Origin of the sequence: Pseudomonas sp. Irchel 3E20 (genome assembly GCF_900187645.1) — a bacterium.
GTDB lineage: Bacteria > Pseudomonadota > Gammaproteobacteria > Pseudomonadales > Pseudomonadaceae > Aquipseudomonas.
The window spans coordinates 26451-46008 of the sequence record NZ_FYEE01000002.1; the positions used below are offsets into that span (position 1 = coordinate 26451).

General features: G+C 66.3%; 17 protein-coding genes. 15 read left to right on the top strand and 2 right to left on the bottom strand.

The annotated features are described in order from the left end of the window. Positions 1 to 3: 3 nt before the first annotated feature. Together CKW13_RS03505 and CKW13_RS03510 are read right to left on the bottom strand one after the other, a co-directional pair. A complete protein-coding gene (locus CKW13_RS03505; protein WP_095107080.1) occupies positions 4 to 1587 on the bottom strand; it encodes a rhodanese homology domain-containing protein in 1584 nt (527 codons plus the stop codon). After that, a complete protein-coding gene (locus CKW13_RS03510; RefSeq protein WP_095107083.1) occupies positions 1584 to 2213 on the bottom strand; it encodes a cysteine dioxygenase in 630 nt (209 codons plus the stop codon). Before CKW13_RS03510 ends, CKW13_RS03505 begins: the two co-directional genes overlap by 4 nt. Positions 2214 to 2321: 108 nt before the next feature. Here CKW13_RS03510 and CKW13_RS03515 point away from each other — a divergent pair, with 108 nt between their 5' ends. The 15 genes from CKW13_RS03515 (at position 2322) to CKW13_RS03585 (ending at position 19434) form a co-directional block, all read left to right on the top strand. Beyond that, a complete protein-coding gene (locus CKW13_RS03515; protein ID WP_095107085.1) occupies positions 2322 to 3215 on the top strand; it encodes a LysR family transcriptional regulator in 894 nt (297 codons plus the stop codon). 266 nt (positions 3216 to 3481) lie between these two features. After that, positions 3482 to 4303: an ABC transporter permease gene (locus CKW13_RS03520; protein ID WP_095107087.1), complete on the top strand. Its 822-nt coding sequence runs from the start codon at positions 3482 to 3484 to the stop codon at positions 4301 to 4303. A gap of 2 nt (positions 4304 to 4305) precedes the next feature. Further along, the gene (locus CKW13_RS03525) at positions 4306 to 5079 is read left to right on the top strand and encodes an ABC transporter ATP-binding protein (protein ID WP_095107089.1); all 774 of its coding nucleotides are present in this window, start codon (positions 4306 to 4308) and stop codon (positions 5077 to 5079) included. Next, positions 5076 to 6272: an acyl-CoA dehydrogenase family protein gene (locus CKW13_RS03530; RefSeq protein WP_095107090.1), complete on the top strand. Its 1197-nt coding sequence runs from the start codon at positions 5076 to 5078 to the stop codon at positions 6270 to 6272. Before CKW13_RS03525 ends, CKW13_RS03530 begins: the two co-directional genes overlap by 4 nt. After that, positions 6269 to 7216 carry a D-isomer specific 2-hydroxyacid dehydrogenase family protein gene (locus CKW13_RS03535; protein ID WP_095107092.1) on the top strand — a complete coding sequence of 316 codons (948 nt, stop codon included), beginning with the start codon at positions 6269 to 6271 and terminating at the stop codon, positions 7214 to 7216. Before CKW13_RS03530 ends, CKW13_RS03535 begins: the two co-directional genes overlap by 4 nt. After that, a complete protein-coding gene (locus CKW13_RS03540; RefSeq protein WP_095107094.1) occupies positions 7213 to 8022 on the top strand; it encodes a class II aldolase/adducin family protein in 810 nt (269 codons plus the stop codon). The genes CKW13_RS03535 and CKW13_RS03540 overlap by 4 nt, the downstream gene beginning before the upstream one ends. Positions 8023 to 8033: 11 nt before the next feature. Continuing rightward, positions 8034 to 8993, top strand: coding sequence for an ABC transporter substrate-binding protein (locus CKW13_RS03545; RefSeq protein ID WP_095107096.1), 960 nt, complete (start codon positions 8034 to 8036; stop codon positions 8991 to 8993). A gap of 133 nt (positions 8994 to 9126) precedes the next feature. Then, a complete protein-coding gene (locus tag CKW13_RS03550; protein WP_095107098.1) occupies positions 9127 to 10341 on the top strand; it encodes a dipeptidase in 1215 nt (404 codons plus the stop codon). A gap of 163 nt (positions 10342 to 10504) precedes the next feature. Then, positions 10505 to 12082 (top strand): FAD-dependent oxidoreductase, encoded by a 1578-nt coding sequence (locus tag CKW13_RS03555; RefSeq protein WP_095107100.1) that lies wholly within the window; start codon positions 10505 to 10507, stop codon positions 12080 to 12082. A 90-nt stretch (positions 12083 to 12172) separates the two neighbouring features. After that, positions 12173 to 12670, top strand: coding sequence for a RidA family protein (locus CKW13_RS03560; RefSeq protein WP_095107102.1), 498 nt, complete (start codon positions 12173 to 12175; stop codon positions 12668 to 12670). A gap of 25 nt (positions 12671 to 12695) precedes the next feature. Next, positions 12696 to 15155, top strand: a complete 2460-nt coding sequence (locus tag CKW13_RS03565; RefSeq protein WP_095107106.1) for a TonB-dependent siderophore receptor — start codon at positions 12696 to 12698, stop codon at positions 15153 to 15155. Between the two features lie 12 nt (positions 15156 to 15167). Then, complete coding sequence (locus CKW13_RS03570; RefSeq protein ID WP_256576504.1) at positions 15168 to 16142, top strand: aliphatic sulfonate ABC transporter substrate-binding protein; 975 nt, start codon at positions 15168 to 15170, stop codon at positions 16140 to 16142. 215 nt (positions 16143 to 16357) lie between these two features. After that, positions 16358 to 17134, top strand: a complete 777-nt coding sequence (locus CKW13_RS03575; RefSeq protein ID WP_095107109.1) for a 2OG-Fe(II) oxygenase — start codon at positions 16358 to 16360, stop codon at positions 17132 to 17134. 4 nt (positions 17135 to 17138) lie between these two features. After that, positions 17139 to 17888, top strand: coding sequence for a tRNA-dependent cyclodipeptide synthase (locus tag CKW13_RS03580; protein WP_095107111.1), 750 nt, complete (start codon positions 17139 to 17141; stop codon positions 17886 to 17888). A 121-nt stretch (positions 17889 to 18009) separates the two neighbouring features. Then, positions 18010 to 19434: an MFS transporter gene (locus CKW13_RS03585; RefSeq protein WP_095107113.1), complete on the top strand. Its 1425-nt coding sequence runs from the start codon at positions 18010 to 18012 to the stop codon at positions 19432 to 19434. Positions 19435 to 19558 lie beyond the last annotated feature (124 nt).

The window sequence follows — 19558 nt, forward strand, 5'->3', positions numbered from 1 at the left end:
CGCTCAAATCACAAAAAAACCATGGGTGGCGTCACGCCCCAGTTGCTCCACCAAGCCGTATTCCCAATCCAGGTAAGCCTGCATGGCCTCGCGGGGGTTGTCGGTGCCCTCGTACGGGCGGCGGTAGCGGTCGATGCGCGGCGCGGCTAATTGCTGTCGGCTTTCTTCCACGGGCAGGCCGGCGGCGATCCACGCGGCGGTGCCGCCCTCAAGGACGAACACCGGGCGTTCGGTCAGGGCCTGCAGTTCGGCCACCACGAAGCGCGCCAGCAGGCTGCTGCCGCAGGTCAGCACGTAGCGCTCGGCCACGGGGATGTGTTCCAGGGCCTGGGCCAGTTGGCTGCGCAAGGCCCACCACGCGCCAGGGATGTGGCGCTTGACGTAGTTGGCGCTGCTGGTGAAGTCCAGCACCTGGGTGCCGGGGGTGTGCAGCCAGTGGGCCAGGGTTTGCGGGCTGACCGTGTCGGCCCCGGGCTGGGGCGGCAAGGGTGTGTGCCAGGCGCCCCGCTCGCTGAAATCGGCGTGTTGCAAGCCGTCGAGCACCGCCACGTCCCAGCCCATTTGCGCCAGCCACGAGGCGCTCATGTTGGCGCGTACGCCGTCGTCGTCCACCAGCACCAACCGCGCGCCGCGCACGCTGGCGATGTGGTCGGTTTCCTGCACCAGTTGCCCGCCGGGGGCGGGGCGCGAGCCGGGCAGGTGGGCGTTTTCGAACTCCTCGGGGGTGCGTACATCCAGCAGGTAGGTGGTGCGCCGCGCCTCGGCCTGCCACTGGTGCAGATCAGCGAGGTGGGCACGGGTTACACCGGCGCGGTCGGCCACGGCGCGGGCCGAGGCCTGGGCCAGTTGCCGGTTGGCCGCGCTGACCTCGCCAAAGCGGCGCTGCTGCTCGTGCTCCAGGGCCTGCCCGGCAAGGGTCCAGCCGATGGTGCCGTTGCGCAGCGCCGCCACTTCGTTGGGAATGCCGGCGTTGACCAGCGATTGGGCGCCAATGATGCTGCGGGTGCGCCCGGCGCAGTTGACGATCACCCGGGTCTGCGGGTTGGGCGCCAGTTCGCGCACCCGCAGCACCAGTTCGGCGCCGGGCACGCTGGTGCTGCCGGGGATGCTCATGGTCTGGTATTCGTCGAAGCGCCGGGCGTCCAGCACCACCACATCGGCGCGGGCATCGAGCAGCCCTTGCACCGCTTCGGCCGACAGCGACGGCGTGTGGCGCTCGGCGTCCACCAGTTCGCCAAAGGACTTGCTCGGCACATTGACGTCCTTGAACACCTCGCCGCCGTCCCGTTGCCAACCGGCGAGCCCGCCGTCGAGCAGGGCGACATCGCTGTAGCCCAGGTCCAGCAAGCGCTGCGCAGCCACTTGCGCCAGGCCCTCGCCGTTGTCGTAGACGGTGATCGGCGTATTGCGCCGGGGGATGCGCGCGTAGCTTTCCAGCTCCAGTTTGCCCAGGGGGATGTTGGCGGCGAACAGCGGGTGGGCCTCGGCGTAGGGCGCTTCTTCGCGCACATCGAGCAGGGCCAGTTCCTCGCGCGCCAGCAGGGCGCGGCGGATATCAGCGTGGGTACGACGGGCAGGGCGGGTCATGGCCGGGGCTCCAGGGACAGGTCCCAAAGGTTGGGCAACAGGCGATTGCTGTAGCCGGAGATAAAGGGTTTTTCGCTGCCATCGAGGCTGTACACCGCGCGCTCTACCGCGCCGATGTTGGCGCCATACACGTGGATGCTGATGGACACACGGTCGGCGTAGGCATTGGCCACCTGGTGGATATCGCCAATGCGCGGCGACACCGCTTCCACCTGCCCGGGCGCCAGGCGCACCGGCTCGCCGGCGGCGCTCAGGCTGCCATCGGCGTCACGGGCAAAAGCCTGGGAATACTCGGCACCGCGCAGCATGCCGATCAGCCCCCAAACCCGATGGTCGTGCACCGGCGTGCGCTGCCCCGGCCCCCAGACGAAGCTGACGATGCTAAAGCGCTGGCGTGAATCGGCGTGCAGCAAAAACTGCTGGTAGCGCTGCGGGTCGGGTTGGGCGAAGGCTTCGGGCAGCCAGTCGTCGTGGCTCACCAGTTGCGCCAGCAGCGGGGCGGCGGCGTGCAGCTGTTGCGCTTCGCTGGCCGGTTGTTCCAGCAGGTGCGCGAGTTGCTCGATGAACAGGCGCAAGCGCGCCAGGTTCGGTGGGTTGGGGTCAAGGGCTGGGGCATTTCGGGGCATTGAGCTCCCTCCGTGGAAACAACGTAAAACAACGCGGACTACACGAGCGAGCTAAAAGGTATTATTCTTTCTGCACATTTTTCCAGTCATTTATTATGCGAAAAAAGAATGAAGATAGATGATCTCAACGCGTTCGTTGCCGTGATCCGCTGCCAGACCATCAGCCAGGCTGCCGATTCCCTGCAACTGACCCAGCCGGCCATCACCCGCCGCGTGCAGAACTTCGAGGAAGCCCTGGGGGTGGAGTTGCTCGACCGCAACACCAAGCCCCTCAAACCCACCAGCATGGGGCTGCGGGTGTACGCCCAATGCCTGGAAGTGCTGCGTGCCATCGACGCCTTGAGCGAACTGGTGGCCAGCGACGGCGCGCCCAGCGGCGCCTTGCGCATCGGCGTGCCGCAAACCATCGGCGATGTGGTGCTGCTCGATGCCCTCAGCCAGCTCAAGACCCTCTACCCGCAACTGCACACCTCGGTCGCCACGGGCTGGGGCAGCCACTTGCTGGGCAAGGTCGAAAACGGCGAACTGGACGTGGTGGCGGCACTGTTCCCGGCCGGCAAGGTATTCCCCGAAGGCGTGGTGGGGCGCTCCCTGGGCAGCATGAATCTGGTGGTGGTTGCGGCCAAAGGCGAGGTGCGCAAGCGCAGCTACAAACTGGCCGACTGCTACCAGCGCGGCTGGGTGCTCAACCCCGACGGCTGCGGCTTTCGCGCCGGCCTGCAACGGGCCTTGAGCGCCCAGGGGCTGTCGTTGCAGATCAACCTGGAAACCTTCGGCACCGAACTGCAACTGGGCCTGATCGCCAACGGCCTGGGCTTTGGCCTGGTGCCCCTGCCGCTTTTGGAGAACAGCAGTCACCGCGACAAACTCGACATCGTTCCGGTGGCGGATTTCAAACCGGTGATCGACCTGTGGCTGATCCACCCGCGCTTTTTGGGCAACCTGCAAGAACCGGTGGGCCTGTTCGGCGAAATGGTTGCGGCGCGGGTGGGCAAGCACTGACAAAAGAGGGGGCTGTTGCGGGGCTGCCTTGGCGGACTGCTTGCAAAAAACCGCACCCCCCAGTTGTGTCGTTCCCCCTGCCGCCAGGCCGCCATCGCGGGCAAGGCCCGCTCCCACAGATGCGCGCCTCTATGTCTTGTTAGTTCGCATAATAGAATCTCATGTTGATGCGCAATTTCTATATTAGGTTAGAACCAAAGCGAATTTCACGGACGTTTTTTATGTAGTTAGGATGGGGCTCACTGCGCTGAATCAAGGACGTTGCCATGCCCGCGCCCCTCGTTGCTGCCTCTTTCGCCCGCTGCACCCGCATCGCCCATTGGCGCGGCTGGCGCGAGGGTGGGGCGCGGTTGCTCAGCCCCTTGCTGCTGTTGCTGGCCTGGGAAGTGGCCGCGCGCACCGGGCTGTTGCCGCCACGGGTGCTGGCCGCGCCGAGTGCCATTGGCGGCACCTTGTGGCAGATGCTCGCCAGTGGCGAGTTGGGCGGCCACTTGCTGGTGTCGTTGCGCCGTGCCCTCAGTGGCCTGGCGATTGGCGTGGGCTGCGGCACGCTGCTGGCGCTGCTGGCCGGGTTGTCGCGCCGCGGTGAGCTGGTGGTCGATTCGCCCATGCAGATGCTGCGCACCCTGCCGTTTTTGGCCATCGTGCCGCTGTTCATCCTCTGGTTCGGCGTGGGCGAGACGCCCAAGATCGCCCTGATTGCCCTGGGCACCACTTTCCCGATTTACCTGACCTTGTTTTCCGGCATCCGCAGCCTCGACCCCAAATTGTTGGAGGCGGCGCACTTGCTCGGCCTTTCGCGCGGGGAGCAGATCATCCATGTGGTGCTGCCCGGTGCCTTGCCGGCGTTTTTCGTTGGCCTGCGCTATGCCTTCGGCATCAGTTGGCTGGGCCTGGTGGTGGTCGAGCAGATCAACGCCAACGCCGGTATCGGTTACCTGGTCAACGATGCGCGGGACTTCATGCGCACCGACGTCATTGTCATCTGCCTGCTGATCTACAGCGTGCTGGGCCTGGCTATCGACAGCCTGGTGCGTGTGCTCGAACGCTTCGCCCTGGCCTGGCGGCCGACCTTTATCAGGACCTGACCATGAGCGTGCCCCTAAACCCCATCCCCCGCGCCGCCGTCGAGTGCCGCCGCGTGACCCGGCGTTTCGCCGGCCAAGCCGTGCTCGATGGGCTGGACCTGGACATCGCCCCCGGCGAATTCGTCGCCCTGTTGGGCAGCAGCGGGTCGGGCAAGACCACCCTGCTGCGCGCCCTTGCCGGGCTGGACGCGGTGGACGAAGGCCAGTTGCGCGTGCCCCAGGCGTTGGCGGCGGTGTTCCAGGAGCCGCGCCTGATGCCCTGGAAGCGCGCCTGGCGCAACGTCGCCCTCGGGGTGCGCGGTGGCGAGGCCAAGGCGCGGGCGCTGGCGGCCCTGGCCGAAGTGGGCTTGCAGCACCGCCTTAATGCCTGGCCCGCCACCTTGTCTGGCGGCGAGGCCCAGCGCGTGGCCCTGGCCCGGGCGCTGGTGCGCGAGCCGCAGTTGCTGTTGCTCGATGAGCCGTTCGCCGCGTTGGATGCCCTGACCCGCATCCGCATGCATCAACTGATTATCAGCCTGTGGCGCGCCCACACCCCGGCGGTGCTGCTGGTCACCCATGACGTCGACGAAGCGCTGCTGCTGGCCGACCGCGTGGTGGTGCTGGCCCATGGGCGCATCGCCGAACACATGCCGATCCGTTTGCCGCGCCCGCGCCAGGTCGCCCACCCGGGTTTCCAGGCCTTGCGCGAACGTTTGCTGAGCCTGCTGGGGGTGGCCACCGACCACCCGCCCGCAGCCTTGCACCCCCAGCCCCTGAGCAGGACCGCCCACCCATGAGTGCATCCACCGTACAGCGCCCGCAACCGCCCCTGGCCGACCTCGACGGCCCGGCCTTCGCCGATGTGCTGGCCACCCTGAGTCGCGAATTCGCCGCCAGTGCCGCCCACTACGATCGCCACAGCGCCTTCCCCCACGCCAACCTGCAACGCCTGCACGAGCATGGCCTGCTGGCGCTGACCGTGCCCCGGCGCCTGGGCGGCAGCGGCGCCACCCTCGACCAGGCGCGGCGGGTTATCAGCGCCGTGGCTCGGGGCGAGCCGTCCACCGCCCTGGTGCTGGTGATGCAATACCTGCAACACAGCCGCTTGCAGCACAACCATGCCTGGCCGCTGCACCTGCGCGAACAACTGGCCCACGAGGCGGTGCACGATGGCGCGCTGATAAACGCCCTGCGGGTCGAGCCCGACCTCGGCACCCCGGCCCGTGGCGGTTTGCCCGCCACCGTGGCGCGGCGGGTGGAGGGCGGCTGGCGCCTGAGCGGGCGCAAGATCTACTCCACCGGCATCCCCGGCCTGACCTGGCTGTCGGTGTGGGCGCGCAGCGACGAGGCCGAGCCCCGCGTCGGCACTTGGCTGGTGCACCGCAACACCCCCGGCATCGTTGTCGAAGAGACCTGGGATCACCTGGGCATGCGCGCCACCGGCAGCCACGACGTGGTGTTCGACGAGGTGTTCGTGCCCCTGGAATACGCCGTCGATATCCAACCGGCCCATGTGCCGCGCCCCAGCGAGTTGGACAGCGATGGCCTGCTGTGGCTCGCCGTGTTGCTCTCGGCGATCTACGACGGCGTAGCCCGCGCCGCCCGCGATTGGCTGGTGGGTTGGCTGGCCGAACGGGTGCCGGCCAACCTCGGCGCGCCGCTGTCGAGCCTGCCGCGTTTTCATGAACTGCTGGGGCGCATCGACGCGCTGCTGCTGGCCAACCGCGTGCTGCTGGAGGCCGCCGCCCAAGGCCGGGTCGCCGCCAGCGAAGCGACGCAAATCAAATACCTGGTCACCAGCAACGCCATCAGCGCCGTCGAGTTGGGCATCGAAGCCATCGGCAACCCGGGGCTGGCGCGGGGCAACCCGATCGAGCGGCATTACCGCGACGTGCTGTGCAGCCGCATCCATACCCCACAAAACGACGCCATCCTTGGCGCCGTGGGCCGCGCCGCGTTCGCCTTGCCCAGCCGTGGGGGGCAGGCATGAGCCGCGTCGCCAGCCAACTGGGCGCCGCGTTCAACCAGCAACTGCGCCAGTGGCTGCCGGGAATACAGGTGCTGGAGGTGCCCCGGGGCTTGCCCCGCCCGTTGCCGGCGGATGTGCGGGTGCTGCTGGCCGCGCCCCATGGCGAGTGGCTCGAGGCAGCGGGGCCGCCAGCGGGTTGGCCCTTTGCCCTGGAGTTGGTGCAACTGGTGACCTCGGGCCTGGATTTTTTCCCGCCGTGGCTGTTTCGCAGCGTGGCGGTGGCCAGCGCCCGGGGCACCAGCGCGGCGACCCTGGCCGAGTTCGCCCTGGCGACGATTTTCGCCGCCGCCAAGCAGCTACCGCAGGTGTGGATCGACGGCCCGCAGCACTGGCAGCAACGCCCCTTGGCCTCAGTCAGCGGCAGCACCCTGGGGTTGTTCGGCTTTGGCCGTATCGCCCAGGCGCTGGCGCCCAAGGCCCAGGCCCTGGGCATGCAGGTGCTTGCCCTGCGTCACAGCGCCCAGCCCTTCGAGGTGCCGGGGGTAGAGGGGGTGGCGGATGTGCATGAACTCTTCGCCCGCGCCGATCACCTGCTGCTGGCGGCGCCGCTTACCGAGCGCACGCGGCACGTCATCGGCCCTTCGGTGCTGGCCTCGGCCAAGCCCGGCCTGCACTTGATAAACCTCGCGCGCGGGGCGCTGATCGACCAAGCAGCGCTGCTCCAGGCCCTGGACAGCGGGCGCATTGCCCTGGCCAGCCTGGACGTCAGCGACCCCGAACCGTTGCCCGCCGGGCACCCGCTCTACCGCCACCCCCGGGTGCGGCTGTCGCCCCACACCTCGGCCAATTGCCCCGAGGTGTACCGCCAGATCGCCCTGCTGCTGGGGCGCAACCTCGCGCACCTGGCCCATGGCCGCGCCCTGGAAAATGCCGTGTCCATTGCCATTGAGGAAGCACAGCCATGACCGCACCTCTTCGCCCGGCGGTGTACGACCTGCCGCGCCAAGGCCACACCGTGGCGCGCTGGGAACACCCGCCGCAACAGCCCACCGCCGCCCTTGAACGCCTGGCGCGCAAGCAGAGCCTGGCGGCGGCGTTCCGTGTGTTCGCCCGCCAGGGCTTCGACATGGGGGGCGCCGGCCATATCACCGTGCGCGACCCGCAGTGGCCGGACCATTTCTGGGTCAACCCGGTGGGCGTTTACTTTGGCCACTTGCGGGTGTCGGACCTGCTGCTGGTCAACCCTCACGGCGAAATCGTCGAAGGCGAGGGCGCGTTGAACCTGGCGGCGTTCGCCATCCACGCCGCCCTGCATGAGGCGCGCCCCGATGTGGTGGCCGCCGCCCATGCCCATTCGTTGCATGGCAAGGCCTGGTCGAGCCTGGGGCGCCTGCTCGACCCACTGACCCAGGACGCCTGCGCCTTCTACGAAAAACACGCGCTGTTCGACCACTTCAGCGGCGTCGTGCTGCAGGCCAGCGAAGGCGCGCGCATCGCCCAGGTGCTGGCCGGGCACCACGCGCTGATCCTGCAAAACCATGGCCTGCTCACCGTGGGGCAAACCGTGGAAGCGGCGGCGTGGCGCTTTATCGCCCTGGACAACGCCGCCCACACGCAATTGCTTGCGGAAGCGGCGGGCACGCCCCGGCCAATTCCCCATGCGGTGGCGCAGCACACGGCGCGCCAGGTGGGTACCGAGTTCGGTGGCTGGTTCAGCTTTCAACCCTATCGCCAGCAAATCCTGCGCAGCGAAGCGGACTTTCTCGATTAAGGATCAGCGCCATGCAACGTCGTCGTTTTCTGCAATGGGCCGGTGTCGCCGGGTTGGCCGCCGGCCTGCCGCGCCTGGGCCTGGCCGCGCCGGACTTGGCGGGGGTCACCCTCAACGTCGCCACCTATAAAGGCGCGGCACCGACCTTCTTCCCCGAGGCCGGCATCGGCGCGGCGCCGTACCGGGTCAAGTACGCCGAATTCACCGGCGGCAACCTCAGCTTCGAGGCGTTGGTCAGCGGCACCCTGGACCTGTCGCCCATGAGCGAGATCCCGCCGATCTTCGGCATCAAGAACCACGCGCCGGTGAAGCTGATCGCGGTACTCACCGGCGACGTCAACAACCAGGCCTTCGTGGTGCCCAAGGGCTCGGCGGTGCAGTCGGTGGCCCAGCTCAAGGGCCTGCGGGTGGGTTACATCCGTTCCACCAGTTCCCACTACTTTCTGCTCAAGGCCCTCAAGGAACAGGGCTTGAGCTTTGCCGACATCGTGCCCATGGCTCTGACCCCGCAGGACGGCTTCGCCGCACTGCAAAACGGTGCGCTGGATGCCTGGGTGACCTTCGGCTACTTCATCCAACTGGCCGAACTGCGCAGCGGCGCGCGCGTGCTCAAGACCGGCCAGGGCTACCTGTCGGGCAACTACGTGATCGCCGCCAACCAGGCCAGCATCGCTGACCCGCTCAAACACGCGGCCATCACCGATTACGTGCTGCGCGAGTACCGCGCCTGGCAATGGATCGCTGCCCACCCCGAAGAATGGGCGAGCAAAAGCGCGAAAGTCCTCGGCATGCCCCGCGAGGTGTTCCTCGCCCAATACCGCGCGCAAAGCGGCCCGCGCCTGCTGCAACCGGTGGATGACGCGGCCATCGCCTCGCAGCAGGACGTGGCGGATTTGTTTTTCGAAGCGGGGGTGCTGCCCAACAAGCTGGATGTGTCGGGGTTGTGGGACCGCAGCTTTCGCTGGGGCTGACCACTGCCGTGAAATCCTGTAGGCGCCTGGTTTGCCAGCAATGGCGGTTCTAAGGGCGCCATCGCTGGCAGCCAGGCTCCTGCAAGGCAATGTGCTGTGCCCACAGCATCCCATTCACCCAGGAGGGCATTGCATGCCTTTAGCCCGCAGTACCCTTGCCTTGCTTTGCCTGTTCAGCCCCGCACTTTGGGCGCAGGAGCCGGCGCTGCAACTGCACCAACGCCTGACCGTGCTTGACAGCCACCTCGACACTCCCATGCAACTGGCGCGGCCGGGCTGGGATATCGCCCAGCGCCATCGCTATGGCGATGACCTGTCCCAGGTCGACTTGCCGCGCATGCGCGAGGGAGGCCTGGATGGCGGTTTTTGGGCGGTGTTCACCCCCCAGGGGCCGTTGACCGCCGAGGGCCGCACCCTGGCCAGCGAGCACGGCTTGGCGGTTATCACGCGTATCCGCGACATGATCGCCGCTCACCCTCAGGAGTTCGCCCTGGCCCTGGCCGCCGAGGATGTGCCCGCCATCGTCGCCCGTGGCCAGCGGGTGGTGTTTATCAGCCTGGAAAACGCCGAACCCCTGGCCGCCGACCCCACGCGGCTGGCCACTTACCAGCGCCTGGGCCTGCGCATGCTGGGGCTGGTGCACTCGGCCAACAACAGCTTCGCCGACTCGGCCACGGCATTGGCGCACTGGCACGGCTTGAGCCCGGCCGGGCGTGAGTTGGTGCAAGAGGCCAATCGCCTGGGGATTGTGCTGGACGTGTCCCACGCCTCGGACGCGGTGTTCGACCAGGTGCTGGCACTGTCCACGGCCCCGATCATCGCTTCCCATTCCAGCAGCCGCGCCGTCACCGCCCACCCGCGTAACCTCGACGATGGCCGCTTGCGCGCCTTGGCGGCGAAGGGCGGGGTGGTGCAGGTCAACGCCTTTGCCAGCGACTTGCTCGACAACCCGCCCGCCCCGGCGCGCAACAAGGCCCTGGCGCCGCTGTACCGCGAGTTCCGGTTGGCGGCCAGCATGGCCCCGGCCGAGGTGGCCGACCTGGCGGCGCGCATCCGCGCGGTCGAGGCGCAATACCCAGAGCGCCGCGCCACCCTGGACGACTTTATGGCCCACTTGCTGCACATCCTCGATGTCGTCGGCCCCGACCACGTTGGCATCGGCGCCGACTGGGACGGCGGTGGCGGGGTGCAGGGCCTGGAGGACGTAACGCAACTGCCGCGCATTACCGAACGCTTGTTGGCGGCGGGCTATGGCGAGGCAGACCTGGCGAAGATCTGGGGCGCCAATCTGCTGCGGGTCGTGGCCGAGGCGGCGGCGCGCGCGGCTCATGCAAACAACGCAGAATAATCCGCTGTAAATATGAAACTAATTAATATTTGCATATGCTTAAAATGTATTTCTCTTATTAAATAACGCCCCCTAGGATGGCTTCCCATAGACCCAAGTTGCTGAACGCAGCGCCGGGCTATAACCGAATGCACTATCCATCCGCCAGGCAGGGAGCGCTTGCATGCCGTTGACCAGAAGACAATTGATCGCCCGTGTGGCCGCCGTGGGCGGCTTGCAGGCCGCTTCGGCGGTAATGGGTTTGCTGGGGGTCAATGGCGCGGCCCTGGCCGCAGCGGAAAACTACGCCTCCCTGCCCACCGCCAGTGTGGGTAAGGGCGCCAGTGTGGTGGTGATCGGCGCCGGCATCGGTGGCCTGGTCAGCGCTTATGAACTGCAAAAGGCCGGGTTCAACGTCACCCTGCTCGAAGCCCGCGACCGGGTGGGCGGGCGCAACTGGACGGTGCGCGGCGGCGACCGGGTGGCCTACACCGACGGCAGCGCCCAGGTCGCCCAGTTCGATGATGGCTTTTACCTCAACGCCGGCCCCGGGCGCATCCCCAGCCACCACCAATTGATGCTCGGCTACTGCCGCGAACTGGGGGTGGAGCTGGAAGTGCTGGTCAACACCAGCCGCAATGCCCTGGTGCGCCCGGACCTGAGCCAGCCGCCAATCCAGATCCGCCAAGCGGTGAACGACAGCCGTGGGCATTTTTCCGAATTGCTGGCCAAAGCCGTCAACCGCAACGCCCTGGACCAGGAGTTGAGCGCCGCCGACCGCAGCCACCTGCTGAGTTTCCTGAAAACCTGGGGCGATTTGTCCGACAAGCTTCAATACCTGGGCTCGGCCCGCTCCGGCTACAAAGTCTGGCCCGGCGCCGGCGATCAACGGGCGCAGAAGAACGACCCGCTGCCCCTGCAAACCCTGCTCAACCCGGCCCTGACCACGGCGCTGATGATCGACGAATACCCGGAATTCTCTCCCACTATGTTCCAACCCGTGGGCGGCATGGACCGCATCCCCAAGGCCTTCGCCCAACGCCTGCAAGGGGTGGTGCGCCTGGGTGCCGAGGTGCGCTCGCTGCATAACCACGCCGATTTTGTTGAGGTCGGCTACCGCGACCTGAAAAGCGGCAGCGAGCAGCGCATCCGCGCCGATTACGTGATTAGCGCTTTGCCCCTGCCGCTGCTGGCCAAGGTCGACAGCAACCTCAGCGCACCGGTGCGCAAGGCCCTTGGCGCGGTGCAGTTCGGCTACGCGAATAAAGTGGCCTGGCAGGCGCCGCGCTTTTGGGAACGCGACTACCAGATCTACGGCGGCCTGTCGTTCATCAACCAGGAAGCCTCCGGGCTGTGGTACCCCAGCGGCGGTTTCAACCAGGCTCAGGGCGTGTTGGTGGCGGCGTACAACAACGGCGAAACCGCGCGCAAATTCGGCGAAAAGAGCCTGGCCGAGCAGATCGAGATTTCCCGCCAGGCCGTGGAGCTGCTGCACCCCGGCCACGCCCGGGAGCTGGGCAAACCCCTGGCGGTGGCCTGGAGCAAAATTCCTTATGCCCTAGGCCCGTGGCTCAACCATGAAGTGGCCGAGCCCGACTACAGCCTGCTCAACCAGGCCCAGGGCCGGGTGTACCTGACCAGCGATGGCCTGGCCCACAGCGGCATCGGTATCTGGCAGGAATCCGCCGCCGCCGCGGCGCGGCGCGTGGTGCGCCAGTTGTTCGAGCGCTCGCAAGCCTCGCCCGTCAAGCAAACGGCCTGAAAAAGCCGCGCTTTCATTCACATAGCGACATTGATACGCCAGGTAGCGGACCTCCGAGGCTGGCCATAAAAAACCTTGGAGTGCCTGTACATGTCTTTGAACAAAACCGTAGTGGGGATGGGGATCCTGTTGGCCGCCAGCAGCGCCTGGGCCGCGGGGATTGAACGCGTGCCCTCGACTTACCCGAACTCGCCGATCCTGCAATCGGTGACCTTGCCCGCCAACACCGAGGTCACCTACCTCTCCGGCCTGCTGCCCGACCCGGTGGACGCCAAGGCGCCCAAGGACCAGGTGCGCGCCGCCGGCAACACCGAGGCCCAGGCCCGGGTGGTGCTGCGCAAGGTGGAAACGGTGCTGGCCAGCCAGGGCTTGAAACTGGCGGATGTGGTGCAACTGCGGGTGTACCTGGTGGGCGACCCGGCCCTGGGCGGCAAGCTGGATTTCGAGGGCCTGCAAGTGGCCTTTCGCGAGTTTTTCGGCAACGCCCAACAACCGCTGAAACCGGCGCGCACCACGGTGCAAGTGGCGGGGCTGGTTTTGCCCGGCGCCCTGATCGAAATCGAAGCCGTTGCCGCCAAGGCCCCTTGAACGCTGCCAGAAAAGGATTCCCGCCATGCCTTCACACTTCTCTAAAACCCTGTTCGGCGCGGGCCTGGGCCTGCTCTGGGCCAGCCCCGCACCGTTTGTTTTCGCCGCCGACCAGGCCCTGGGCACGGTGGTGGTCACCGGGGTGCGCGGCAGCCAGCAGCGCACCGTCACCGACAGCCCGGCGCCCATCGATGTGATCGACAGCGAGCAACTGCGCACCATCGGCCAGAACGGCCTCAAGGAAATGCTCGCGCGCCTGTTGCCGTCCTTTAACGTGCCTACCATCAACGGTGGCGGCACGGCGTTTCTGGTGCGCGGGGTGAGCATGCGTGGCCTGAGCGGCGACCAGGTGCTGGTGCTGATTAACGGCAAGCGCCGCCACAACTCGGCGCTGATAAACAACGGCGCGCGGGTGGGCAACGCCTCGGTGCCGGTGGACCTGGACCTGATCCCCACCGCCTCCATCGAGCGCATCGAAGTGCTGCGCGACGGCGCGGCGGCGCAGTACGGTTCGGACGCGATCGCCGGGGTCATCAACATCATCCTCAAGCGCAACGCCGAAGGCCTGAGCGCCGACACCACCCTGGGCCAGTATTACGATGGCGACGGCACCACCGGCCACGAAGCGATCAACTGGGGCACGGGGCTGGGGGAAAACGGCGGGTTTTTCAACCTGTCCTTCGACGGTAAGGTGCAAGAGCCTTACGAGCGTTCCGCCGCCGCTGATGGCCAGTTGTACTTCAAGCAACCCGACGGCTCCCCCGACCCGCGGGAAAACAACCGCCAGGGCTGGGGCGGCGAATATGGCCTGGGCCGCGACCGCACCGCCAGCGTGGCTTACAACGCCGAACTGCCGTTGCAGGACGACCTCAAGCTGTACTCCTTTTCCACCCTCAGCTACCGCAACAGCAACAAGGACCTGGGCCACCGCAAACCCACCGACATCACCAGCCTGGCCGGCGTGCCGAACGCGCCGTACCCCAATGGCGGCCAGGCGCGGCGCGAGATCCACGAGACCGATTTCCAGATCGCCGGCGGCGCCAAAGGCCTGTTGGCCGAGTGGGGCTGGGACCTGAGCAGCACCTACGGCAAAGACCGCGCCGTGCTCGACACCGCCAACAACCTGAACATCTCCAACGGCCCCTACGGCCAGCACGACTTCCACCTGGGCAACCTGATTTTCGACCAGTGGACCAATAACCTGGATTTCAGCCGCGCCCTCGATATCGGCTGGAGCAGCCCGCTGGAAACCGCGTTCGGCCTGGAATACCGCTGGGAAAAATACGCCCTCGAAGCCGGCGAGGAAAATGCCTACAACTACGGCAGCTATGTGCCGGATGTGGGCAAATTCGCCGGGGTGCACCCCGACCCGGGGCTGTTCTCGGTCAACGGCACCACGCCTGAGGACGCCTACGACCTACAGCGCCACAGCGAAGCGGCCTACGTCGACCTGGGCCTGAACATCACCCCCAACTGGTATGTCGGCGCCGCCGGGCGCTACGAGAAGTACAACCAGGGCGTGGGCGACACCACCAGCGGCAAACTCACCACCCGCTATGAATTCAGCCCCGGCTACGCGGTGCGGGCGGCGGTGAGCAATGGCTTTCGCGCGCCGTCCCTGGCCCAGAGCGTGTTTTCCACCACCAGCACCGTCACCCAGTTCGGCGCCAACGGCACCACCAGTTCGGTGCGCACCAAGCAGATGCGCCCCGATTCACCGGAAGCCATCGCCCTCGGCGCCCGCGACCTGGAGCCGGAAACTTCGCGCAACTACAGCCTGGGCTTCACCGCTGAACCCATCGAACGCCTGCGCCTGACGGCCGACTTCTACCTGATCGACATCGACAAGCGCATCCTGCAAACCGGCATCCTCAAGGGCTCGGCGGTGTCGCAGATCCTTGTCGAAAACGGCCTCTCGCCCAACCTCGCCGGGCAGTACTACACCAACGCCGCCGACACCCGCACCAAGGGTGTGGACCTGGTGCTGGACTACCGCCAGTCCCTGGGCCAGTACGGCGAAGCGAAATGGAGCGTGGCCTACAACCGCAACAAAACCAGCATCCGCGACCTGGCCGATACCCCGGCGCAACTGGCGCGCCTGGGCTCGGGTTACGTGCTGTTCGACCGCCAGCAGCAGATCGACCTGACCGAATCCACGCCCAAGGACAAGTGGATCCTGTCCACTAACTACAAGGTCGGCGACTGGACCACCAACCTGCAACTGACCCGCTTTGGCGAATACACCGAAGGCTCCAATATCCCGGCCAACGACCGCACCTACAGCGCCAAGTGGATCACCGACATAGACGTGGCCTACGACGTCACCCAGAACCTCACCGTGGCCCTGGGCGCCAACAACCTGTTCGACGAGTACCCGGACAAAATCGGCCTCAAGGCCTGGGCCGGCACCTACGAATACGGCATGTTCTCGCCCTACGGCTTGGGCGGCGGCTACTACTACAGCCGCGTCAGCTTGGCGTTCTGATTGATGCGCCCAATGAACACACCCGCCCTCCCACAGGCGAGGCTTATACCGGCCCGCAGCACGGCTTTGGCGCTATGGCCGCTGCTGCTGTCGCTGCTGTGCGTTAACGCCCTGGCCGACACGCCGTTGCGGGTGTCGAGCCAGAAACAGTCGCTGAAGATCCTCCTGCAAGCCGCCGGGGAATTGGAGAACGTGCCATACCCCATCGAGTTCGCCTCTTTTGGTGCGGCGGCGCCGACGGCCGAGGCGTTGGCGGCGGGGGCGGTGGACATCGGTAGCCTGGGGGATGCACCGTTTGTGTTTGCCGCCGCGGCCGGGGCGCCGCTGAAAACCGTGGGGGTCATCAAACTCAACGTCACCCAGACCGCCGTCGCCATTGTGGTCAAGGCCGATTCGCCGCTGCGCGACGCGGCCTCCCTCAAGGGCCAGCGCATTACCACTACCAAGGGCTCCATCGGCCATTTCCTGGCCCTGGCGGCGCTGCGCTCGGTGGGGCTGCATGGGCGCGACGCACAGTTTGTGTTCCTGCAACCTGGGGACTCGCGCAGCCTGCTGGCCAATGGCGGCGCACAGGCCTGGTCGACCTGGGACCCCTACACCAGCATGGTGCAGATGGAGGGCGGCAGCCGCGTGCTGGTCAGCGGCGAAGGCCTGTTCGCCGGGCACATGCTGTTGGTGGCCAACGACGCGGCGATCCGCGACAAACCGGCGCAACTGCGCGATTTCCTGCAACGCCTGGGCCGCGCCTACACCTGGGCCGACGCCCATCAGCAGGCGTTTTCCAACATCCAGGCCGGCTACAGCGGTTTGCCGGTGGCGATCCACGCCGCGTCTAACCGTTACGCCCGCGCCCACCGTATCGATGTCGGGCCGGCGGTGGTCGATGACGTGCAGCACACCGCCGACCTGTACCGCGAGGAGGGCATCATCCACGGCACTTTCAATGCCGCCCATTACTTTGACGGGCAGTTCAACGAACCCAACTAACAGCGCGGTAAAGCGCGAACTATCAGCCTTGCGCAGATCAACTATGCACCACTTTAAAGTGGCCGCTTATCGCGCCTATTTGACTGATTTTCAATACATTTTTAAGTTAGGTGAATAGAGATAAAGGGTATTTCACAAGGGCTTTACAGCTACCTAAAGTTGCCGTGAAACAAATTGTTTCAGTGTTAAACATTCCAGGGATTCAGGGAGTTTGCATGTTTACAGTCACCACTGCCGAGCAACTTACCGCGCAGCATATTCTGGATGTCGTGGAGAAACGTTCCTATGGCGTCCAACTCAAAGGCTTCTGCCCGCCCGACACGCTGCACGTGGCCCGTGAGCGCCTCCTGCACCAGGACTTGCGCAGCGCCTTCAGCCAGCAAACCGAGTTCGTGCGCATCGGCAAGGCCTACATCGAGATCCAGGACGAGCGCAGCCGCGCCGAGTACCACGCCCAGGCGCCGGGCACTATCCGCCGCATCCGCGAACTGTTCCGCCCGCTGGCCTCGCCCATCGATGAACTGCGCCTGCTGCTGGACGAGACCTGGCCCCAGGGCGCGCACCTGCTGCAAGTGGACGGGCAAAAGTGTTTTGTCGGCATCGCCCGCTTTCAGGGCAGCGGTGTCGACCTCACGCCCCACACCGACGACCTGGAGCGCAATGCGCCGCCGGGCCACGAGCCGAAACTGCTTAGCCAACTGTCGACCAACATCTATTTGCAGATCCCCGAGGACGGCGGCGAGCTGGAGATCTGGGGCATCGAGCCCGACGAGCAGGAGTACCAGCGCTTGCGCGGCGAACGGGCCTACGGCATCGAGCGCCACCTGTTGCCGCCGCCGGATTTCGTCATCAAACCCGAGCCCGGCGACCTGATTCTGCTCAACCCGCGGCTGATCCACGCCGTGCGCCCTTCGGCCAGCAGCACCCGGGTCACCCTCGGGGTTTTTATCGGTTACTACGGCGAACACCAGCCATTGGCCTACTGGAGCTAAACCCATGAGCAGCGTGCAAGAAATCAACCTCAAGGCGTACTTCAACAAAGGTGGCGAAGACCACAGCTTCGACGGCAAGAAAGTGGTATTGGCGGTCAGCGTCGGCCAGGAGTACCACGAAGACCAGAAGCTGCGCTCTACCATCCACCTGATAAACCAGTCCGGTTTCAGCCACGTCAAAGTGGTGGTGGCCGACACCCTGCAACGCCACAACAAGCACGGCAAATCCCCGGGCGAAGCGTTGTCGGCGTCGATCCGCGACGGCGATGCGTGGCTGGCGCGCAACCAGGGCATCCTCGACGGCTTGCGGGTGCCGTACCACATCACCCGCTGGAACCAGGAACTGGCCAGCGACCACTACGCCGACCTGCGCCAACAGCTCAACGGGGTGTACCAGCAGCGTGCGGAACTGCGCGAGGCCATCGAAAGCACCATTGCCGTGTTCACCGACCGCTTGCGCCTGCGCGACGAGCACGCCGATATCGAACGAGCAGCGGCCCAGTGCCGCGAATACATCCTCGAAGAAATCCCCATCATCCTGCCGCTGTGGGCGGGCGAGGGTTATGACTACGTGCTCTACCCCCAGCCAATGACCGCCGCCATGGCCACCAGCCGCGACCTGTTGATCGAACCCCACAGCCCCGACCGCGTGCGCTGGCTGCCGCTCAAATTCAAAAAACGCGGCATCCCCATCCCCTTCAACCTGCCGGGCGTCATCCATCCCAACTGGTCCAGCGGGGCGATTGCGATCTAGCCCGCCAACGGGGGGCAGCAGGCTAACTGTGGGGGCGGGCAAACCCGCTACTACAGAGCGTGCTGATTGCTCGGTAAGCGGCTTTCTAATGGTTTTTTTGACTTTCAACCAAGGAGTTTCCATGGGCGTTTTTGCGCAACAGCAACGCAAGTGGTGGGCGTTGCTGGGGGTGAGCATTGCCAGTTTTCTCGGCTGTGTCGATTTCACCATCGTCAACACCGCGCTGCCGGCGTTGCAGGCCGATTTGGGCGCGTCGGTGGACAGCCTGCAATGGGTCATCAATGGCTTCATCCTGGCGCTGTCGAGTGTCATGGTGCTGGTGGGGCGCTTGGCGGACCTGCATGGGCGCAAGCGCATGCTGTTCATCGGCCTTGGGGTATTTGGCCTGGCGTCGCTGGCGGCGGGGCTGGCGGGGCGGGTCGATGGCCTGATTGCTGCGCGGGTGGTGCAGGGCCTGGCCTGCGCGGTGTTGTACACCGCGTCCGGGGCGATTGTCGCCAGCACCTTTGCCAGCCATGAGCAGGGCAAGGCCTTCGGCGTGCTGTTTGGCGTCAACGGCGTGGGGCTGGCGGTGGGGCCGGTGTTGGGCGGGGTGATTAGCGCCGCGTTCGGCTGGCCATGGATCTTCCTTATCAACGTGCCGTTCGTGCTGCTGAGCCTGGGCATTTGCGCCTTGAGCGTCGATGAGTCGCGCAGCGGCGATACGGGCGCAACCCTCGATTGGCCCGGCGCGTTGTTGCTGCTGCTGGGCCTGCCGAGCCTGGTGTTGGTGATCGTGCAGGGCGCGGCGTGGGGCTGGGCCTCGGCGCCGAGCTTGAGCCTGGGCGCCATTGCGGCAGCGGCATTGCTGGCCTTCGTCCAGGTGGAGAGGCGCGTGGCGGCGCCCATCATCGATGTGCAGTTGTTCGCCAACCGGCGCTTTGTCGCCGGGGTGGTCGCCAGTTTTGGCCTGGCGGTGTTCTATTGCGTGGCGTTTTTCGTGATGCCGCTGTACCTGGCACTGATCCGTGGCGAAGGCGTGCAGGCCAGCGGTTGGCTGCTGTTGCCCACCACCCTGGGGGTGGCGCTGTTGTCGCCGCTGGTGGGGCGCCTGGTGGACCGCAAAGGCCCGGCGCTGCTTATCAAAACCGGTTTGCTGCTGTTTGTGCTGTCGGCGGCGCTGCAAGTGGGCTTCGACCGCCAGACCTCGCTGCCCTACTTGCTGGCGGCGTTTGGCCTGATGGGCCTGGGCTGGGCGAGCATCCTCGGGCCGTCCACGGTGCTGGGGATCAGCGCCGTGCCCCAGGACGTCAGCTCGGTGGCCATGGGCTCGCTGATGACCTTGCACAACGTCGGCGGTGGCCTTGGGCTGGCGGTGGGCGTGGGGCTTTATCACCACTTTGCCGGGCCACTGGCGGGGGATGTGCAGGGGGCCTTCTTGCAGGGCTACCGGGCGGTGATGGTGTTCCTCGCCCTGGTGAGCCTGGCGGTGTGGGCGCTGGTGAGCCTGTTGCTGCGGGCGCCCGTGCCTGCGCCGCTGGCCGAGGAGGGCGCCCACGGTGGCTGAGTGCGGCGGGCAGATCCGCCTCGGTGCGTTCCTCTGCGGCGCCAACGTCTCGCTGAACGCCTGGAGCGATGGCCGCTGTGGGAGCTGGCCCTGCCCGCGATGGCGCCCGGCCAGCCTCTACAAA

Excerpts from the sequence above, each read along its gene's own strand:
- CKW13_RS03505 (WP_095107080.1), bottom strand. The coding sequence starts at position 1,587 with ATGACCCGCCCTGCCCGTCGTACCCACGCTGATATCCGCCGCGCCCTG.
- CKW13_RS03510 (WP_095107083.1), bottom strand. The coding sequence starts at position 2,213 with ATGCCCCGAAATGCCCCAGCCCTTGACCCCAACCCACCGAACCTGGCG.
- CKW13_RS03515 (WP_095107085.1), top strand. The coding sequence starts at position 2,322 with ATGAAGATAGATGATCTCAACGCGTTCGTTGCCGTGATCCGCTGCCAG.
- CKW13_RS03520 (WP_095107087.1), top strand. The coding sequence starts at position 3,482 with ATGCCCGCGCCCCTCGTTGCTGCCTCTTTCGCCCGCTGCACCCGCATC.
- CKW13_RS03525 (WP_095107089.1), top strand. The coding sequence starts at position 4,306 with ATGAGCGTGCCCCTAAACCCCATCCCCCGCGCCGCCGTCGAGTGCCGC.
- CKW13_RS03530 (WP_095107090.1), top strand. The coding sequence starts at position 5,076 with ATGAGTGCATCCACCGTACAGCGCCCGCAACCGCCCCTGGCCGACCTC.
- CKW13_RS03535 (WP_095107092.1), top strand. The coding sequence starts at position 6,269 with ATGAGCCGCGTCGCCAGCCAACTGGGCGCCGCGTTCAACCAGCAACTG.
- CKW13_RS03540 (WP_095107094.1), top strand. The coding sequence starts at position 7,213 with ATGACCGCACCTCTTCGCCCGGCGGTGTACGACCTGCCGCGCCAAGGC.
- CKW13_RS03545 (WP_095107096.1), top strand. The coding sequence starts at position 8,034 with ATGCAACGTCGTCGTTTTCTGCAATGGGCCGGTGTCGCCGGGTTGGCC.
- CKW13_RS03550 (WP_095107098.1), top strand. The coding sequence starts at position 9,127 with ATGCCTTTAGCCCGCAGTACCCTTGCCTTGCTTTGCCTGTTCAGCCCC.
- CKW13_RS03555 (WP_095107100.1), top strand. The coding sequence starts at position 10,505 with ATGCCGTTGACCAGAAGACAATTGATCGCCCGTGTGGCCGCCGTGGGC.
- CKW13_RS03560 (WP_095107102.1), top strand. The coding sequence starts at position 12,173 with ATGTCTTTGAACAAAACCGTAGTGGGGATGGGGATCCTGTTGGCCGCC.
- CKW13_RS03565 (WP_095107106.1), top strand. The coding sequence starts at position 12,696 with ATGCCTTCACACTTCTCTAAAACCCTGTTCGGCGCGGGCCTGGGCCTG.
- CKW13_RS03570 (WP_256576504.1), top strand. The coding sequence starts at position 15,168 with ATGAACACACCCGCCCTCCCACAGGCGAGGCTTATACCGGCCCGCAGC.
- CKW13_RS03575 (WP_095107109.1), top strand. The coding sequence starts at position 16,358 with ATGTTTACAGTCACCACTGCCGAGCAACTTACCGCGCAGCATATTCTG.
- CKW13_RS03580 (WP_095107111.1), top strand. The coding sequence starts at position 17,139 with ATGAGCAGCGTGCAAGAAATCAACCTCAAGGCGTACTTCAACAAAGGT.
- CKW13_RS03585 (WP_095107113.1), top strand. The coding sequence starts at position 18,010 with ATGGGCGTTTTTGCGCAACAGCAACGCAAGTGGTGGGCGTTGCTGGGG.